We start from the raw sequence: 18,181 nt of genomic DNA, 5'->3' as shown, positions 1-18,181 counted from the left end.
CCGCATCGCTCCAACAGCGCTGCCGCCTAAAAAACAAACCCCACGTTCCGAAAAACATGGGGTTCGTCAGCAGTCTGTGCCGCCCGGCATGCGGGCGGCATTTCATGCGGCTTCGAAGCCGGCGGTCGTGCGGCAGCGATCAGCCCACGGCGACCTGACGCAGCACTGGGCGCTTCGCGGCCTGAAGCATCGCGGTGTAACTCTCGACGTAGTTCTGCGCCATCGTCTTCGCGCTGAAGCGGCGCTCGAACTGCGCGCGAATTTCCGTGCGCGACAACTCGTCCAGACGCTGCAGCGCGCCCACGGCACCCTGCACGTCCTCGCAGATGAAGCCGGTCACGCCATGGTCGATCACTTCCGGCACCGAGCCGCGATTGAACGCGATCACCGGCGTGCCGCAGGCCATCGCCTCGATCATCACCAGGCCGAAGGGCTCGTTCCAGTCGATCGGGAAGAGCAACGCCTTCGCGCCCGACAGGAATTCCGGCTTCTGGGCCTCGTTGATCTCCCCGATGAATTCGACGTGCGCCAGCGAGAGCAGCGGTTCGATCGTCGACTTGAAGTAGTCCTGGTCGACCTTGTCCACCTTGGCGGCGATCTTCAGCGGCAGGCCGCTTTGCGCAGCGATCTTGATGGCAAGATCGGCGCGCTTCTCCGGGCAAATGCGGCCAAGGAACGCGAGATATTCCGGCTCCTTGTGCGGCTGCGGCGTGAGCAACTCGTTCGGCAGGCCGTGATAGACGGTGTTCAGCCAGTTCGCCTGCGGCAGCGGTCCGCGCTGATTATCCGAGATCGAGATGACGTTCGCCTTCGTGAACGTGTTGAAGATCGGCTGCAGTTCCGGCAGGTCGAGACGGCCGTGCAGCGTCGTCACGAACGGGGTGTCCATCTGCGTGAACAGCGGGAACGGCATGTAGTCGAGGTGGAAGTGCAGCACGTCGAACTCGTGCGCGCGCTGGCGGACGGTTTCGAGCAGCAGCATGTGCGGCGCGAGCGCATCGCGGATGGTCGGATCGAGCCGCAGGGCACGCGGCCACGCCGCTTCGAGGGTCGCCTTGGTTTGCGAATCGCCGCTGGCGAACAAGGTGACGTCGTGTCCGAGATCGACGAGCGCGTCGGTCAGATACGACACCACCCGCTCAGTGCCGCCGTAGAACTTCGGGGGTACTGCTTCGTGCAACGGTGCAATTTGTGCGATTCGCATAACGTGACTCTCCTGTGTCGATCAGAGCTGGCGCCTTGGTGCCTTGCTCGGATCCCATGCCTGTAAAGGCGAGTGTGAGGGCATTGCAGTCACGCTCCGGTCGAGCGCTCAACACATGCCATTCGGGCGGGCCGCGTACCAGGACGCCGCCCGAGATGGGCCCGGAAATGAAAAAACATCGCGACCGGGTTATCCCTTAATGCCCATTATCGGGATCGCGAGCGGCATTTCACGTCATTTTTCAATCGCTTATCGTTGTTACAGCGCGAAACAACTGCTGTTACGAAGTCAAAAATTGCACCGATACCGGCGATGTAGACGAATGTGAAGCGTCAAGAAGGCCGCGAGGCTCAAGATAAGCACGTAGCGTTCCCGGCCCGTGGATGCGGGCCTGACGGCGGTTCAGACCCGCCGGCGCACGGAAATATGCCATTCAGCCATTAAGTCAGACGAATGGATGCCGATAACCGGGTTTTCCGACCGGCAATCGAGGGCGTCGCCGTGTAAGAAATATTCCTACACGAATCTTCGCGAAAATCCGTCGCCGCGTCGGAAGCTTTGTCCGACAGGCGCGGCCGCGGGCATCGGCGACAATCGGATCGACACAAGACACCACGTGCGGGGCCGGATTCGCCCATGTCTGCCGTGAATCCGCGCAAACGTTCCCGCCAGGCCTGACCAGCCATGTATCGATTCGGGGAAAAAATGACGGCCACCAATACGAGTACGCTCGCGGAAATCCGCGAGGTGAATCTGTCGTACTTGCTCCTCGCACAGCGGCTTCTTCACGAAGACCGGGTTTCGGCGATGTACCGGCTCGGCCTGTCCGAGCAGGTCGCGCAGGTGCTGTCGTCGCTGACGCTCGCGCAGGCGGTGAAGGTGGCGTCGTCGAGCCATCTGCTGTGCCGCTTCCGTTTCGACGATCACACGATTCTTTCCTCGCTCGCCGACAAGGACAAGAGCGCGGCGCTCACCCAGGCGCACGCCGCGATCCTGCTGGCGGACGGACCTGTCGCGCAGATCGGCTGAGCGGACGGACCCCAGAGGCCGATGACGACGAAGAGCGTGGTCGCGGAAGTCCGCGAGATCACCCTGGCGATCGAACTGATCGAGCTGGGCGCACGCCTGCAACTGCTCGAAGCCGAAACGAACCTGTCGCGCGACCGGCTCATCCGGCTCTACAAGGAGTTGAAGGGCGCCTCGCCGCCCAAGGGCATGCTGCCGTTCTCGACCGACTGGTTCATGACCTGGCAGCCGAACATCCACTCGTCGCTGTTTCACGGCATCTACCGTTTCATCGACCGGCACGGCGGCGCGAACGGCGCCCGGAGCACGATCCGGACGATCGTGAAGAGCTATCGCCTCTATCTGGAGCACGTCGCGCTCTACGGCGACGAGCCCGTGCTCTCGCTCACGCGCGCCTGGACGCTCGTGCGCTATTTCGAATCCGGCATGCTCCAGACGAACACCTGCACGCGCTGCGGCGGACGCTTCGTCGCGCATGCGTACGACTTGCGCGCGGGCTACGTCTGCGGCCTGTGCCAGCCGCCCTCGCGCGCGGGCAAGACCCGCAAGGCGCTCGCCTCGCGCAACCCGCCGGAACGCGCTCCGCGCATTGCGGCCTGAGGCCGCATCCCGCACTGAACCCTGCTGCGACGCGGGGTTTACCGTTTGCGGCAGCCGCGGAATTGCCCCCAAAGTTTTTCAGTCGAGTGCCGTTAACCGACATAACTGCGCACTTAACGGCGGTCTCACCGCATCAAAAGAGGACTCGACTGTGCTGATTTTCGTTGGAACGCTCGTGACATTGCTGTCCGTCTTCGGCGGTTATGCGCTGGAAGGCGGTCACCTTGGCGCGCTCGTGCAACCGGTCGAAATCCTGATGATCTCGGGCGCGGGCGTCGGCGCGTTCATCCTCGGCAACAACCTCAAGACCATCAAGGCGACGTTTTTCGTCATTCCCACGCTCTTCAAGGGCGCGAAGTACGACAAGGGCACGTACATGGAGCTGATGGGCCTGCTCTATGTCCTGCTCGCGAAGGCGCGCAAGGAAGGCACGCTCGCGCTCGAAGCGGATATCGAAGATCCCGTCAAAAGCCCCGTGTTCAGCCAGTACCCGAAGATTCTCGCGGACCATCACATCGTCGAATTCCTGACGGATTATCTGCGCCTCATGGTCAGCGGAAACATGAACGCGTTCGAGATCGAAAGCCTCATGGACGAGGAGATCGAGACGCATCACGTCGAGGGCGAGGCGCCCGCGCACGCGCTCACGAAGGTCGGCGACGCGATGCCCGCGTTCGGCATCGTCGCCGCCGTGATGGGCGTCGTGCATACGATGGCCTCCGCCGATCAGCCGCCCGCCATTCTCGGCGAGATGATCGCGCAGGCGCTCGTCGGCACCTTTCTCGGCATTCTCCTTTCCTACGGCTTCATCGGGCCGCTCGCGAACGTCGCGGAGCAGCGCGTCGCCGAGCAGACCAAGATGTTCCAGTGCATCAAGGTGACGATCCTCGCGAGCCTGAACGGCTACGCACCCGCGATCGCGGTGGAGTTCGGCCGCAAGGTGCTGTTCTCGACCGAACGCCCGTCGTTCTCCGAACTGGAGGAGCACGTGCGCCGGGTCAAGGCGAAGTGATGAACGGCTTCGCGAGCGATCCATCGATCAGGGCACGGCAATGAGCAACGAGAGCGGACGTCCCATCTTCATCAAACGCGTCGTCGCGGGCCGCAAGGGGCATCACGGCGGCGCGTGGAAGCTCGCCTACGCGGACTTCATGACCGCGATGATGGCGTTCTTCCTGCTGATGTGGCTGCTTTCGTCGACTTCGCCCGTGCAGCGGCGCGGCATCGCGGAGTATTTCCAGATGCCGCTCAAGGCGGCGATGGTCGGCGGCAAGACCGTCGGCATGGACGACAGCATCATCACCGGCGGCGGGCGCGACATTTCGAGCGACGAGGCGGGCGCCGCGCGCAAGACGGATGGCAGCACGCAGCTTGCGCAGCGCGCGTCGTCGCAGACCGACGACCAGCTGCTCAAGGCCGCGCAAGGCGAGCTCGAGCGCCGCGAGCAGGTGCGCCTGCATGACCTTCAAGTGAAGCTCATGGCCGCGATCGAGGCCAATCCGACGCTGCGCCAGTTCAAGCAGCAGATCCGCATCGAGTCGACCCAGCAGGGCTTGCGCATCGAGATCGTCGACACGCAGAAGCGCCCGATGTTCGCGCTTTCCAGCGATACCGTGCAGCCTTACATGCGCGACATCCTGCGCGAGATCGGCAAGACCTTGAACGACGTGCCGAACCGCATCGTCGTGCAGGGACACACCGACGCCGTGAAGTACGCGGGCGGCGAGAAGGGCTACAGCAACTGGGAGCTGTCCGCGGACCGCGCGAACGCGTCGCGGCGCGAGCTGGTCGCGGGCGGCATGGACGAAGCGAAGGTGATGCGCGTGCTCGGCCTCGCGTCCACGCAGAACTTGAACAAGCAGGATCCGCTCGATCCGGAGAACCGGCGCATCAGCGTCATCGTGCTCAACCGGAAGACCGAATTGTCGATGCTGCGCGACGACGGCGGCCCGGGCGCCACGCTCGACAACGCCACGGGCGAGGACGGCAAGCCATCGGCCGCGCTCGGCATCCTTGGCCGCGGCGTGGCGACACCCGCGGCGCACTGAGCAAATTGCCCAAAAAACAGGCTCAAGACTCGGCACGTTTCGACCGTCAACACGGCAAGAGACAAACATGATCAAGAACATTCTGGCAATCGACGATTCGGCCGCGATGCGGCAAATCATCTCGGCGACGCTGGCGACTGCGGGCTACGAAGTGACCGTCGCGTCCGATGGCGACGAAGGTCTGGAGTGGGCGCTCGCCGAGCGCTTCGATCTCGTTCTGACCGACCAGCACATGCCGGGCAAGAGCGGGCTCGATCTGATCGTGGCGCTGCGCGCGAACCATGCCTACCGGGCGACGCCGATCCTGGTCCTCACGACCGAGGGCGGCGAGCCGTTCAAGGACGCGGCGCGCACGGCGGGCGCGACGGGCTGGATCGAGAAGCCGCTCGATCCGGACCTGCTGACCGAGCTGGTCGCAGCGCTCTCGGAAGGCACGCTGCACTGAACGGCAGAAGAGCAGGGCCCAGGCGAAGCAACCCAAAGACAGCATTGAAACCCGCGCACAACGGCGCCGACTGAACAGCATTCCTGCGGTGACTCAAGCATGACTCTCGACATTACCCAGTTCTATCAAACCTTCTTCGACGAAGCGGATGAACTGCTCGCGCAGATGGAGCAACTGCTGCTCGTTCTGGACATCGCGAACCCCGATCCGGAAGACCTCGCGGCGATCTTCCGCGCGGCGCATTCGATCAAGGGCGGCGCGGCGACCTTCGGCTTCGCCGCGCTGACGGAGACAACGCACATCCTCGAATCGCTGCTGGACCGCGCGCGCAACAACGAGCTCGTCCTGCGCCGCGACATGATCGACACGTTCCTCGCGACGAAGGACGTGCTCTCCGACCAGCTCGCCGCGTATCGCGCGAGCGCGGAGCCGGATGCGGCCGCGGCCGCGGCGATCTGCGCGAAGCTCGAGCGCCTGAAGAACGAGAGCGCCGAAGGAGCGGACGCGGTCCGCATCGAGCCGCCGGCGCTGCCGGGAGCGGAAAACCACGCGGCGAACGTGAACGCCGCGCCCGCCTACGAAGGCCCGAACGCCCCGCCCGCGCACCTGATCGCGCAGGCGATGGAAGCGATCGAGGACGACGGCAACTGGGACGGCGCGTTCGAGCTTGCCGATGGCGCGACGCATGCAGGAACCGCTGACGACGCAATGCCGGGATACACCGGCGCGCCGGCGGCGGAAGTTGGACCCCACCTGAAAATTACGCTACGGGGGGTGGGCGAGAAGGATCTGGCGACTCTGATCGAGGAGCTGGGGAATCTGGGAAGCATCGTCGGAGAAAAGAAGACGGACGTCGAGTATGTGGTCTGGCTCGACTCGGATGTTCCGGCCGACGATATCGTCGCCGTGTGCTGCTTCGTGATCGATGAAACGCAGATCACGATCGGCCGCGGCGATTCGGCGGCGCAATCCGCCGAAGCGCAGCCGGCTCACTGGGCAACACCGGCGGTACAACCCACGCTACGGGAAGAGCCCGAGCAATCGCAGGCGAGCGCGTCGCCTGCATCCGCGGCCAGCAACGAAGCAGCAAAAGAAAAAGAAGAAGCGGCGACGGCGGCGGTTCAACCCGCCGCCCTGCCGTCAAGATCCGCACCGAGCGACGCCGAAAAGAAGGCGCGCCCGCAAGCCGCCGCATCGGCGGAAGGCAGCTCGATTCGCGTCGGCGTCGAGAAGGTCGACCAGCTCATCAACCTGGTGGGCGAACTCGTCATCACGCAGGCGATGCTCGCGGAAACCACGAGCGCCTTCGATCCCGCATTGCATGACCGTCTTTTCAACGGCATGGCGCAGCTCGAGCGCAACGCGCGCGACCTGCAAGAGGCCGTCATGTCCATCCGCATGATGCCGATGGATTACGTCTTCAGCCGCTTCCCGCGCCTCGTGCGCGACATCGCCGGCAAGCTCGGCAAGGAAGTGGAGCTCGTCACATTCGGTCAGGCGACCGAGCTCGACAAGAGCCTGATCGAGCGCATCATCGATCCGCTCACGCACCTCGTGCGCAACTCGCTCGATCACGGCATCGAGACCGTGGAGGCGCGCCGCGCGGCAGGCAAGCCGACCACCGGCCAGCTCGTGCTGTCGGCGGCGCATCACGGCGGCAACATCGTGATCGAAGTGAGCGACGACGGCGCGGGCCTGCGCCGCGACAAGATTCTCGCGAAGGCGCAAAAGCAGGGCCTGCAGGTCAGCGAATCGATGAGCGACGAAGAAGTCTGGCAGCTCATCTTCATGGCGGGCTTCTCGACCGCCGAGCAGGTGACGGACATCTCCGGCCGCGGCGTCGGCATGGACGTGGTGAAACGCAACATCCAGTCGATGGGCGGTCACGTCGAAATCAGCTCGCGCCAGGGCGCGGGCACGACGACGAAGATCGTGCTGCCTCTGACGCTCGCGATTCTCGATGGCATGTCGGTGAAGGTCGGCAACGAGATCTTCATCCTGCCGCTGAACTTCGTGATGGAGTCGCTGCAGCCCGTCGCCGAGGACATCTACACGGTCGCCAACGGCGAGCGCGTCGTGCGCGTGCGCGGCGAGTATCTGCCGCTCGTCGCGCTCCATCGGGTGTTCGACGTCGAAGGCGCGCGCACCGAGCCGACGCAAGGCATCGTCACGATCATGCAGACGGAAGGCCGCCGCTTCGCCATGTTGATCGACGAGCTCGTCGGCCAGCAGCAAGTGGTCGTGAAGAACCTCGAAACCAATTACCGCAAGGTGCACGGCATTTCCGCCGCGACCATCCTGGGCGACGGCAGCGTCGCGCTGATCGTCGACGTGGCCGCGCTCAACCGCGAATCGCGCGCACAGCACGGCGCGCACTCTCACTAACACCACCAGACCAACGACAGGCCAAAGGGAGCTCTCGTGGCAGACATTCAATCGATTCAAAACGCAACGCCGACCAGCGCCGTGCGCCGCGATGCGCAGCACGCCGAAGCGGGCGGCCAGGAATTCCTCGTGTTCACGCTCGGCGCCGAGGAATACGGCATCGACATTCTCAAGGTGCAGGAAATTCGCGGCTACGACAACGTTACACGCATTGCGAATGCGCCCGCGTTCATCAAGGGCGTGATCAACCTGCGCGGCATCATCGTGCCGATCGTCGACATGCGCATCAAGTTCAATCTGGGCCGCGTCGAGTACGACAACCAGACCGTCGTGATCATCCTGAACGTCGCGCATCGCGTGGTCGGCATGGTGGTCGACGGCGTGTCGGACGTGCTCACGCTCACGCAGGAACAGGTGATGCCCGCGCCGGAATTCGGCGGTACGCTCGCGACGGAATATCTGACGGGTCTCGGCACGGTCGACGGCCGCATGCTGATCCTGATGGACATCGAGAAGCTCATGACGAGCCGCGAGATGGAGTTGATCGACTCCGTCGCCGCGTAAGGACGCAAGCAAGCACGTAAGGAATGAAGCCATGCTGAAGAAGTTGTCGATCCGCGCGACGCTCACGCTCGTCGGCCTGTTGTTCGTGGGATGCGCGGCGGTGATCGGCGCGCTCGCGCTCGTCGGGCTCAACTCCGCGAGCACGGCGCTCACCTCGCTCGCGCAGCAGGACATGGTGGCGATACGCGCGCTGTCCGAAACCTCGTCGTATCTGCTGCGCTCGCGCGTCACGCTCGACCGCGTGCGCTCGCTCGCCGAGGCGGGCAACGACGCGGAAGCGAAGAAGGCGATCGATCGCGGCCAGTACCTGCTCGACAAGAGCAACGAGAACTGGAAGCTCTATCTCGATACGCCGAAGCCGACGCTGCCCAAGGAAACGCTCGATACGCTCGTGGCGCAGCACGACACGCTCGTCAAGACCGGCGTGGAGCCGGAGTTCGCCGCGATCCGCGCCAACGACATGGCCGCGTATCACGCGATCGCCGACACGAAGATCAGCCCGATGTTCGTCGCCTTCGATCAGGCCGTGACGGCCGCCGTGGCGTCGCATCAGGAGCACGCCGAGAGCTCGCGCGCCGGCACGGCCTCGCACATCGCGGCGCTCAACATGACGATCGGCGCGGTGCTCGTGCTCGCGGTGCTGATGCTCGTCGGCACGCGCATGGCGCTTTCCAGCTTGATCGTGAAGCCGATCAACGATGCCGTCGATCACTTCGATCGCATCTCGCGCGGCGATCTCACGCAGTCCGCGCACACCGACAAGACCAACGAGATCGGCCGCCTGTTCGCGGGCATCGAGCGCATGCGAGGCAATCTGACCGCGATGGTGGGCGCGGTGCATCGCGGCGCGGAATCGATCGACGTCGGCGCGCATGAAATCGCGAGCGGCAACACGGACCTGTCGCAGCGCACCGAAGAGCAGGCGGCGTCGCTGCAGGAAACCGCGTCGAGCATGGAAGAGCTCACGAGCACGGTGAAGCAGAACGCCGACAACGCGCGCCAAGCGAGCCAGCTCGCGGTGAACGCATCGGATATCGCGTCGCGCGGCGGCGAGGTCGTCGAGCAGGTCGTTGAGACGATGCACGCGATCGCGTCGAGCTCGAACAAGGTCGTGGACATCATCGGCGTGATCGAAGGGATCGCGTTCCAGACCAACATCCTCGCGTTGAACGCGGCCGTCGAGGCGGCGCGCGCGGGCGAGGAAGGCCGCGGCTTCGCGGTGGTCGCGGGCGAAGTGCGCTCGCTCGCGCAGCGCAGCGCGGCGGCGGCCAAGGAAATCAAGGCGCTGATCGGCGATTCGGCCGCGAAGGTGGATAGCGGCACGGAACTCGTCGCGCGCGCCGGCCAGACGATGGGCGAGATCGTGCAGGCGGTGCGCCGCGTGACCGACATCATGGGAGAGATCAGCGCGGCCTCGGAGGAGCAGTCCGACGGCATCGAGCAGGTCAATCGCGCGGTCACGCAGATGGACAGCGTGACGCAGCAGAACGCGGCGCTCGTCGAGCAGGCGGCGGCCGCAGCGGCATCGCTCGAAGACCAGACGCGCCAGTTGAAGGACGTCGTCGCGCAATGGCGCGTCGAAAGCGCCGCGCCGGTGCGCACGAGCGCGACGGTTGCGGCTGCGCGTCTGACGCCGGCCGCGCGCATCGAGCCTTCTTCACCGGTCGTCGCGCAGAGCGCCGACAGGCAGGCGAAGCCGGTGCAGGCCGCGAAAGTTGCGCCGCAGCCTAACGTCGGGCCGGAAGCGGCCGTTATCAAGGAAGCCGGCAGCGCAGCGCGCAAAGCCGCGAGCAAGCCGGCGAGCGCCGCGAAGCCCGCATCGCGAGCCGTCGCGCCCGCGCCGCGCGCCAAGGCCACGACCGCCGACGACGGCGACTGGGAAACCTTCTGACAGAGTGTGAAACGAGACGACCATGCAGGCACAGCGCTTTGCGCCCGCGAGCGGGCGGATCACCGGATCACGCGGCGCAGGCAATGCGCGCCGCGCGGCCGGCGCGCGTGAGTCGGCATGGCCGTCGCATGCATCGCCAGCCGGGAGCGCGACGAGCACGCCATATCACGCGACGATGATGACGCCAGGAAAGCACGAAACATCATGATGGCAACGCGCAATGCGCGCGTCGACTTGCCCGCCAGCGTGCGCGGCTCGGAAGTCGAGCGCGATTTCGAATTCACGGCAGCGGACTTCGCCCGCATTCGCGAGCTGATTCATCAGCGCGCGGGCATCTCGCTGTCGGACCACAAACGCGACATGGCGTACAGCCGCCTCGCGCGCCGATTGCGCGCATGCGGCATGGACACGTTCAGACAGTATCTCGACCGCCTCGAAACCCACGAGGACAACGCCGAGTGGGAAGCGTTCGTCAACGCGCTGACAACGAATCTCACCGCGTTCTTCCGCGAGTCGCATCACTTTCCGATTCTCGCGGAGTTCGCGCGCCGTCGGCAGCAGCCGTTCTCGGTATGGTGCTCGGCGGCATCGACGGGCGAGGAGCCGTATTCCATCGCGATGACGCTGATCGAAGCCCTGGGTGAACACGCCGCGCGCCAGTGCACGGTGTTCGCGAGCGACATCGACAGCCAGGTGCTCGCGAAGGCGGAAGCAGGTGTGTATTCGCTCGATCAGGTGAAGGCGCTTCCGGTCGAGCGTCTGAAGCGCTTCTTCCTGAAGGGCACGGGCTCGCACGCGGGTCTCGTGAAGGTGCGCCCCGAATTGCGCGCGATGGTGAGCTTCGGCCGCGTGAACCTGACCGATGCCCGCTACGACGTGAAAGGCCCGTTCGACGCGATCTTCTGCCGCAACGTGATGATCTACTTCGACAAGCCGACGCAAGGACAGGTGCTGACGCGCTTCGAGCCGCTGATGAAGCCGGGCGCGCTGCTGTTCGCGGGACATTCGGAGAATTTCACCTACGTGTCGCAGGCCTTCAGGCTGCGCGGCCAGACCGTGTATGAACTGACGCGCGACATGAAGCACGCGGGCACGCCGAAAGCGGCGCGTGCGCTCGCAGGGGAGACGGCATGAGCGGACTGCCGATCGCATCGAATCTCTATTACGACAATCACTTCAAGAAGCCGGGCGTGAAGCTCCTGCCGAACGAGTTCTACATGACGAGCGAAGACATGGTGCTCGTGACCGTGCTCGGCTCGTGCGTGGCGGCGTGCATCAACGATCGCACGGCGGGCATCGGCGGAATGAATCACTTCATGCTGCCCGACGACGGCTCCGACGCCTCGCATGCCGCGTCCGACTCGATGCGTTACGGCGCATACGCGATGGAAGTGCTCATCAACGAGCTCATCAAGCGCGGCGGACGGCGCGAGCGCTTCGAAGCGAAGGTGTTCGGCGGCGGCGCGGTGCTGGCGGGCATGACGACCATCAACATCGGCGACCGCAACTCGGAGTTCGTGCGGCGCTATCTCGCGCTGGAGAAGATTCGCATCGTCGCCGAGGACTTGCAGGGCATGCATCCGCGCAAGGTCGCGTTCATGCCGCGTTCCGGCCAGGTGATGGTCAAGAAGCTCAAGACGCAGCACGATCCGGTCATCGTCGAGCGCGAGCAGGCGCTCGTGCAGCGCACGCCGGAAGAGCGCGCAGAGCGGCTCGCGAAGGCGCGGGCGCGCGTCGAGCTGTTCAATCAGGCGAGCGTGGCGGGCAGCAAGCCGCGCGCCGAGTTGTTCGGCTTGCCCTCAGGGGCCGCGGCGCGTCCCGCGGCGAAGCCGCGCGCGGAACTGTTCGGCGGCGGCAGCAGTTTCAACAGCGCCGCGCGCACGCTGCGCGGCACGGAAACGGCGGAGGAAGCATGAACCCGATCCACGCCATGAGCACGAAGGCGCCGGCTCTGCCTACGATCAAGGTGCTGTGCGTCGACGATTCCGCGCTCGTGCGCAGCCTCATGACCGAGATCATCAACTCGCAGCCCGACATGCACGTGTGCGCGACCGCGCCCGATCCGCTCGTCGCGCGCGAGCTGATCAAGCTGCACAACCCGGACGTGCTGACGCTCGACGTCGAAATGCCGCGCATGGACGGCCTCGACTTTCTGGAAAAGCTGATGCGCCTGCGGCCGATGCCGGTCGTGATGGTGTCGTCGCTGACCGAGCGCGGCAACGAAATCACGCTGCGCGCGCTGGAGCTCGGCGCGGTCGACTTCGTCACGAAGCCGAAGGTCGGCATCCGCGACGGCATGCTCGACTACGCGGAGAAGCTGGCCGACAAGGTGCGCGCCGCATCCCGCGCGCGTGTGCGGCAGACCCCGCACGCGTCGCATGCGGCGAATGCCGGCGCCCATGCGCCGGCGCACAAGCTCGCGCCGCACTTCAACAATCCGCTCGTCTCGACGGAGAAGCTCGTGATCGTCGGCGCATCGACAGGCGGCACCGAAGCCATTCGCGAAGTGCTCGTGCCGCTGCCGCCCGATGCGCCTGCCGTGCTGATCGCGCAGCACATGCCGCCGGGCTTCACGAAGTCGTTCGCGCAGCGCCTGAACGGCCTGTGCCGCATCACGGTGAAGGAAGCGGAGCACGGCGAGCGCGTGCTGCCGGGTCACGCGTATATCGCGCCGGGCCACGCGCATCTGGTGCTGGCGCGAAGCGGCGCGAACTACGTCGCGCATCTGTCGGATGCGCCGCCCGTGAACCGCCATCGGCCTTCGGTGGACGTCCTGTTCCGCTCGGCGGCGCAGCACGCGGGCAAGAACGCGATCGGCGTGATCCTGACCGGCATGGGCCGCGACGGCGCCGCCGGTCTTCTGGAAATGCAGCAGGCGGGCGCGTACACGCTCGCGCAGGACGAAGCGAGTTGCGTGGTGTTCGGCATGCCGCGCGAAGCGATTGCGATGGGCGGCGCGAGCGAAGTCGCGCCGCTTGCGGAAATGAGCCGACGCGTGATGGCGCGGCTCGCCTCGATGGGCGAACGCGTGCAGCGCGTCTGAGTTTTCTGAATTGAATACGCGGCACTGCCGCTTGAGAACACACGGGAGTAGTGATGGACAAGAACATGAAGATCCTCGTCGTCGATGATTTTCCGACGATGCGCCGTATCGTGCGTAACCTGCTCAAGGAGCTGGGCTACTCGAACGTCGACGAAGCCGAAGACGGCGCGGCGGGACTCGCTCGCCTGCGCGGCGGCGGCTTCGACTTCGTGATCACCGATTGGAACATGCCGAACCTCGACGGCCTCTCGATGCTGCAGCAGATCCGCGCGGATGCGACGCTGTCGCATCTGCCGGTGCTGATGGTGACGGCGGAGTCGAAGAAGGAGAACATCATCGCGGCGGCGCAGGCGGGCGCGAGCGGTTACGTGGTCAAGCCCTTCACGGCCGCCACGCTCGACGAGAAGCTCACCAAGATTCTCGAGAAGATGGCCAAGGCCGGGAGCTGATCGTGAACGATCTGACCACTGAATTCGCAGCCGCGGTTGCCGAAAGCGAAGGCGATCCGTCGAGCGACCGCATCCTCGCGCGCATCGGCCAGCTGACGCGCACGCTGCGCGACTCGATGCGCGAGCTCGGCCTCGACAAGCAGGTCGAAGCCGCCGCGCAAGCCGTGCCCGACGCGCGCGACCGCCTGAAGTACGTCGCCACGATGACCGAGCAGGCCGCCGAGCGCGCGCTCAACGCGATCGAGCTCGCCAAGCCGATGCAGGAAGCGATGCAGAGCGAAGCGCAGGCGCTCGACGCGCGCTGGGCGCAATGGTACGACGCGCCGCTCGCGCAAGGCGAAGCGGGCGCGCTGCTCGCGCAAACGCGCACGTTCCTGCAAAGCGTGCCGGAGCGCACCCAGGCGACCAATGCGCAACTGCTGGAAATCATGCTCGCGCAGGACTTCCAGGACCTGACCGGTCAGGTGATCAAGAAGATCACGGACGTCGTCTATCTGATCGAACAGCAACTGCTGGGCGTGCTGCTCGAAAACATCGCGCCCGAGCGGCGTGAGCAGTTTGCGGCATCGGCGGCCGCGCTCATGTCGTCGTCGGGCGGCGCTCAGGAAGGCCTGCTCAACGGGCCGCAGATCAATCCCGAAGGACGCAGCGACGTCGTGCAGGATCAATCGCAGGTCGACGATCTGCTTGCGAGCCTCGGTTTCTGAGGTCGGCCGCAGGCAGTCTTTTCGCGGTACTCAGCGTTATGGAAGAACGCGAAGCGCATACCATTGCGCTTCGCGTTTTTCGCTATGTGCGTTTGCGAACGTTAGGACTATTCCTCACGGCTGGCATACTGACGGTATTCGCACCGAGGAAAAGGCGCGAAAAAAAACGGTGGCACATCTGTCACTCAATCGTCATGGGCCGGCTGCTTGCGAGGGGCGGTCGGCGGAAAAATCGATAGGAGGCCCAGTGAAGGCACCGAAGCAATCTCGTCATGGGCATCTGGCAAAAGCGCTGGCGTTCGCGGCCAGCGCATTGAGCGTGTGCGCGGCGGCGCCCGCGTACGCCGTGCTCGGCGGCGAACCGATGAACGCGCCGCAAGGCGCGACAGCGACGTCCGCGAAGGCCGTCGCGCATGCCGCCACCGCGAGCGGCGCGTCGAGCACATCGGCGTCGGACTACACCATCCGCTCGACGACGCTCGCGAGCGGCACCGTCATCAATGAATATTTGTCCGCGCAAGGCACCGTGTTCGGGATCGCATGGAAAGGGCCGCGCGTGCCCGATCTCGCGTCGCTGCTCGGCAGCTATTTCCCGCAGTATCAGCAAGGACTGAAGGCTCAGCGCGCCGCGCGCGGAGGCCGCGGGCCGGTGAGCGTGCAGGATTCCGGGCTCGTCGTGGAATCGGACGGGCACATGGGCGCGTTCGCGGGCCGTGCGTATCTGCCGCAATCCTTGCCCGCCGGCGTGTCCGCCAGCGATATCCAGTAAGCGATGGGAGAACCCGATATGCATCGAACGACACTCGGCCTTCCCGCCGTTTCTTCACTGCGCTCCGCCGGCTTGGTCCGCTGGCTCGGCGTGCTCCTTCTTTCCGTCATGCTCGCGGCCTGCGGCGGTGGCGGCGACAATAATTCCAGCTCCAGCAGCGGCGGCTCGTCGGGCGGCGGCTCCGCCGGCTCCAGCGGCTCCAGCGGCGGCGGAAGCTCGAACACCAGCTCGGCGAACGCGCAGCCGAGCGCGCCCAACGGCACGAACGCGGTGCCGATCAACGTCAACTCCGGCGTCGCGAAGTTCGTCAACATCCCGAACGTCTCGGTGACGGTGTGCGCGCCGGGCTCGTCGGTATGTCAGACCATCGACAACATTCAGGTCGATACGGCGTCGTTCGGCCTGCGCATTCTGGGGTCGTCGGCGCAGTCCGTGCTTGGCAGCCTGCCCGGCACGCGCGCCGCGAACGGCGGCCAACTCGCGGAATGCGCGGGTTTCGCGGACGGCTATACGTGGGGCACCGTGCGCACGGCCGACGTGAAGATCGGTACGGAAGTGGCGTCCGGCGTGCCGATCCAGATCATCGGCGACCTGGATGCATCGTCGGCGCCGACCGGCAGTAATGGCTGCCCGTCGGGCAACGACGAGAACTCGACCGCCGATATCGGCGCGAACGGCATTCTCGGCATCGGCCCGCAGACATACGACTGCGGCAGCGGCTGTGTGAACACGGCGCTCAATGCGATGTACTTCTCGTGCACCAACGGCGCGAACTGCGCCGGAACCACGGTCCCGCTCACGCAGCAAGTCGCGAATCCCGTCGCGAAGTTTCCGGTCGACAACAACGGCGTGATCGTGCAATTGCCGCCGGTTCCCGATGGCGGCGCGGCGAGCGCGACCGGCGTGCTGATATTCGGCATCGGCACGCAGAGCAACAACGCGCTCACGGGCGTAACGAAGTACGGCACGGACCAGTTCGGCGATCTCACCGGCACGTACAAGGGGAACTCGTACACGACGTTCTTCGATTCCGGATCGAACGGCAACTTCTTCCAGGACAGCTTTGCGCTGTGCTCGAGCTCGAGCGCGTTCTATTGCCCGAGCTCGGAGCAGTCGTTGTCGGCGACGATTCGCGGCACCGAAGGCAATACGTCGGTCGTCCCGTTCCAGCTCGTCAACGCGCGCACGCTGACGCAGGACGGCACCAAGTTCGCGTTCAACAGTCTCGGCGGGCAACTGGGTATGCCCAACTACTTCGACTTCGGCTTGCCATTCTTCTTCGGCCGGCACGTGTATGTCGGATTCGAGTTGCCGAACAGCCCGGCTTACGTGGCGTTCTGACGCGCCGATGATGTCCTGACCGGAGGCGACTCCGCCCAGACCGTCCGCCAAGAAAAACCGGCTGCGTTTGTGCGCAGCCGGTTTTTTGCGTCATTCGCCCGCGCGCGGCTTGCGCGGCGCGCGCTCGAAGAGTCTGTCGTAGAGCCAGCGCGGCAGCGCGTGCAGCAGCATCCCCGCGATGCGCATCTGCCACGGGAACGTCGCGTAGCGCACTTTACGCTCGATTGCGCTCGCGGCCTTGGCGGCGAAGCGGTCGGCATCCATGAGGAAGGGCATCGGATAGGGATTGCGCACGGTCATGGCCGAGCGCACGTAGCCCGGCGCGATCGTGATCACGGACACGCCGAGCGGGCGCATCTCGACGCGCAGCGCCTCCAGATACTTCGCCGCCGCGGCCTTCGACGCGCTGTAGGCGCCCGATCCCGGCAGCCCGCGCACGCCCGCGACGCTCGCGATGCCGACGAGCGTGCCGCGCCGCGCGGCCGTCATCGACGCGATGAAGGGCTCGAAGGTCGCGACCATGCCGAAGTAGTTGGTGTCCATCACGGCGCGAAAGGTGTCGAGATCGCCGTGGCCGGTCAGCGCGCCGCGGCTCACGCCGGCGTTCGCGATGACGATGTCCGCCGGGCCATGTTCGGCGATGAAACGGCGCGCGGCATCGGCGAGCGCGTCGGCGTCGCGCACGTCGGCGGGGTAGATCGAAATGGAGGCTTGCGGGTGACGGGCGGCGAAGGCCGCGAGGGACTCGGCGCGGCGGGCGACGAGGCCGACCGCGGCCCCGCGCCTGACGTAGTGCTCGGCCAGCGCGAGGCCGATGCCGCTCGATGCGCCGGTGATGAAGACCTTCAGGCGAACAGCATCCATACCGGCGCGAGAGGCGAGGGAATCAGAGCTTCTTGTCGCGGACTTGCTGCACGAGGAAGTCCATCACCTGCGTCGTGCCCGGCAGGCTGTTGGTCATCGCCGGGCCGGTTTCGTACTTGCCTTGCACGACGATCGTCGGCACGCCGTCGATCTTGTAGTCCTGCAGCAGCTTGGCGTCGCGCTGCACGGCGCTTTGCGTCGAGAAGGAGTTATAGGCGTCCATGTACTTCTTCTTGTCGATGCCCTGCGTCGCGAGGAAGTCCGCCTGCGCCTGCGGCGTGAGCAGATAGTTCTTCTTCACGTGAATCTCGTTGAACACGGCCGGCGTGACCTTCTCGGCGACGCCGAGCGCATCGAGCGCGTGATACATCTTCGAGTGCGGGATGAAGTCGTCGCGGAACGCCACCGGCACGCGCTTGAACACGACGTCCGGCCCTTGCTTCTTCGCCCATGCCTCGATGTACGGCTCGAACTCGTTGCAGTGCGGGCAGCCGTACCAGAAGAACTCGATGACTTCGACCTTGCCCGCGGGCGCGCCGACCGGCTGTGCCGCCTGCAGAACCGTGTAGTCCTTGCCCGCCGTGGGAGCGGCCGTCGCCGAACTCGCGACGCTCATCGAAGCGGCGGCGATGCCGAGGGAAAGAGCGAACGCGCTAAACAGTTTTTTCATGATTGGAGAATGAATGCAAAGGATACGCGAAGGGTACGAGAGGTCCATCAGTGGGACATACGACGCTTAAGCCACGCTTAAGGCCGGCCGGGCCATGCGGGACGAAATGGCGCGCCGGCCCTCGTTCTCGCCCGCGCTCCCGTGTTGCGGCAGCGCGGGCGCCTTGACTTCGCTT

Annotated in this window: 18 protein-coding genes; 15 read left to right on the top strand and 3 right to left on the bottom strand. The window is 65.4% G+C overall.

Features of this window, described 5'->3' with window-relative positions; all coding sequences use genetic code 11:
• Nucleotides 1–139 precede the first annotated feature (139 nt).
• Complete coding sequence (locus AWB83_RS23215; RefSeq protein WP_087047955.1) at nucleotides 140–1,204, bottom strand: glycosyltransferase family 4 protein; 1,065 nt, start codon at nucleotides 1,202–1,204, stop codon at nucleotides 140–142.
• A gap of 705 nt (nucleotides 1,205–1,909) precedes the next feature.
• On the opposite strand from AWB83_RS23215, the gene flhD reads away from it, so the two are divergent.
• From flhD to AWB83_RS23140, 15 genes are all read left to right on the top strand, one after another.
• Nucleotides 1,910–2,233 (top strand): flagellar transcriptional regulator FlhD, encoded by a 324-nt coding sequence (gene flhD, locus AWB83_RS23210; protein ID WP_087047954.1) that lies wholly within the window; start codon nucleotides 1,910–1,912, stop codon nucleotides 2,231–2,233.
• Between the two features lie 21 nt (nucleotides 2,234–2,254).
• On the top strand, nucleotides 2,255–2,830 hold the full coding sequence (gene flhC, locus AWB83_RS23205) for a flagellar transcriptional regulator FlhC (RefSeq protein WP_087047953.1): 576 nt from the start codon (nucleotides 2,255–2,257) through the stop codon (nucleotides 2,828–2,830).
• 151 nt (nucleotides 2,831–2,981) lie between these two features.
• Complete coding sequence (motA, locus tag AWB83_RS23200; protein WP_087047952.1) at nucleotides 2,982–3,842, top strand: flagellar motor stator protein MotA; 861 nt, start codon at nucleotides 2,982–2,984, stop codon at nucleotides 3,840–3,842.
• Between the two features lie 40 nt (nucleotides 3,843–3,882).
• Nucleotides 3,883–4,878, top strand: coding sequence for a flagellar motor protein MotB (motB, locus tag AWB83_RS23195; protein ID WP_087047951.1), 996 nt, complete (start codon nucleotides 3,883–3,885; stop codon nucleotides 4,876–4,878).
• Nucleotides 4,879–4,945: 67 nt separating this feature from the next.
• Nucleotides 4,946–5,323 carry a response regulator gene (locus tag AWB83_RS23190; RefSeq protein ID WP_087047950.1) on the top strand — a complete coding sequence of 126 codons (378 nt, stop codon included), beginning with the start codon at nucleotides 4,946–4,948 and terminating at the stop codon, nucleotides 5,321–5,323.
• A 99-nt stretch (nucleotides 5,324–5,422) separates the two neighbouring features.
• Nucleotides 5,423–7,708 carry a chemotaxis protein CheA gene (gene cheA, locus AWB83_RS23185; RefSeq protein ID WP_087047949.1) on the top strand — a complete coding sequence of 762 codons (2,286 nt, stop codon included), beginning with the start codon at nucleotides 5,423–5,425 and terminating at the stop codon, nucleotides 7,706–7,708.
• 36 nt (nucleotides 7,709–7,744) lie between these two features.
• A complete protein-coding gene (cheW, locus tag AWB83_RS23180; RefSeq protein ID WP_087047948.1) occupies nucleotides 7,745–8,272 on the top strand; it encodes a chemotaxis protein CheW in 528 nt (175 codons plus the stop codon).
• 31 nt (nucleotides 8,273–8,303) lie between these two features.
• The gene (locus AWB83_RS23175) at nucleotides 8,304–10,163 is read left to right on the top strand and encodes a methyl-accepting chemotaxis protein (protein ID WP_087047947.1); all 1,860 of its coding nucleotides are present in this window, start codon (nucleotides 8,304–8,306) and stop codon (nucleotides 10,161–10,163) included.
• 204 nt (nucleotides 10,164–10,367) lie between these two features.
• Nucleotides 10,368–11,297, top strand: a complete 930-nt coding sequence (locus tag AWB83_RS23170; RefSeq protein ID WP_096059388.1) for a CheR family methyltransferase — start codon at nucleotides 10,368–10,370, stop codon at nucleotides 11,295–11,297.
• Nucleotides 11,294–12,079, top strand: coding sequence for a chemoreceptor glutamine deamidase CheD (gene cheD, locus AWB83_RS23165; RefSeq protein ID WP_087047946.1), 786 nt, complete (start codon nucleotides 11,294–11,296; stop codon nucleotides 12,077–12,079). The genes AWB83_RS23170 and cheD overlap by 4 nt, the downstream gene beginning before the upstream one ends.
• A 14-nt stretch (nucleotides 12,080–12,093) precedes the next feature.
• Entirely contained in the window at nucleotides 12,094–13,206 is a 1,113-nt protein-coding gene (locus tag AWB83_RS23160; RefSeq protein WP_087047945.1) for a protein-glutamate methylesterase/protein-glutamine glutaminase, read from the top strand.
• 53 nt (nucleotides 13,207–13,259) lie between these two features.
• Nucleotides 13,260–13,655: a chemotaxis response regulator CheY gene (cheY, locus tag AWB83_RS23155; protein ID WP_087047944.1), complete on the top strand. Its 396-nt coding sequence runs from the start codon at nucleotides 13,260–13,262 to the stop codon at nucleotides 13,653–13,655.
• A 2-nt stretch (nucleotides 13,656–13,657) separates the two neighbouring features.
• Complete coding sequence (cheZ, locus tag AWB83_RS23150) at nucleotides 13,658–14,362, top strand: protein phosphatase CheZ (RefSeq protein WP_087047943.1); 705 nt, start codon at nucleotides 13,658–13,660, stop codon at nucleotides 14,360–14,362.
• 247 nt (nucleotides 14,363–14,609) lie between these two features.
• On the top strand, nucleotides 14,610–15,131 hold the full coding sequence (locus AWB83_RS23145; protein WP_087047942.1) for a DUF2844 domain-containing protein: 522 nt from the start codon (nucleotides 14,610–14,612) through the stop codon (nucleotides 15,129–15,131).
• Nucleotides 15,132–15,149: 18 nt separating this feature from the next.
• Entirely contained in the window at nucleotides 15,150–16,472 is a 1,323-nt protein-coding gene (locus AWB83_RS23140; protein WP_087047941.1) for a DUF3443 domain-containing protein, read from the top strand.
• Between the two features lie 90 nt (nucleotides 16,473–16,562).
• Here AWB83_RS23140 and AWB83_RS23135 read toward each other — a convergent pair whose 3' ends face one another.
• Complete coding sequence (locus AWB83_RS23135) at nucleotides 16,563–17,336, bottom strand: SDR family oxidoreductase (protein ID WP_087047940.1); 774 nt, start codon at nucleotides 17,334–17,336, stop codon at nucleotides 16,563–16,565.
• Nucleotides 17,337–17,358: 22 nt separating this feature from the next.
• Nucleotides 17,359–18,006 (bottom strand): thiol:disulfide interchange protein DsbA/DsbL, encoded by a 648-nt coding sequence (locus AWB83_RS23130; protein ID WP_087047939.1) that lies wholly within the window; start codon nucleotides 18,004–18,006, stop codon nucleotides 17,359–17,361.
• Between the last annotated feature and the right edge of the window lie 175 nt (nucleotides 18,007–18,181).

The organism is Caballeronia ptereochthonis (genome assembly GCF_001545075.1).
In the GTDB taxonomy this organism is placed as follows: domain Bacteria; phylum Pseudomonadota; class Gammaproteobacteria; order Burkholderiales; family Burkholderiaceae; genus Caballeronia; species Caballeronia ptereochthonis.
This window is presented reverse-complemented; position numbering and strand designations above follow the sequence as displayed.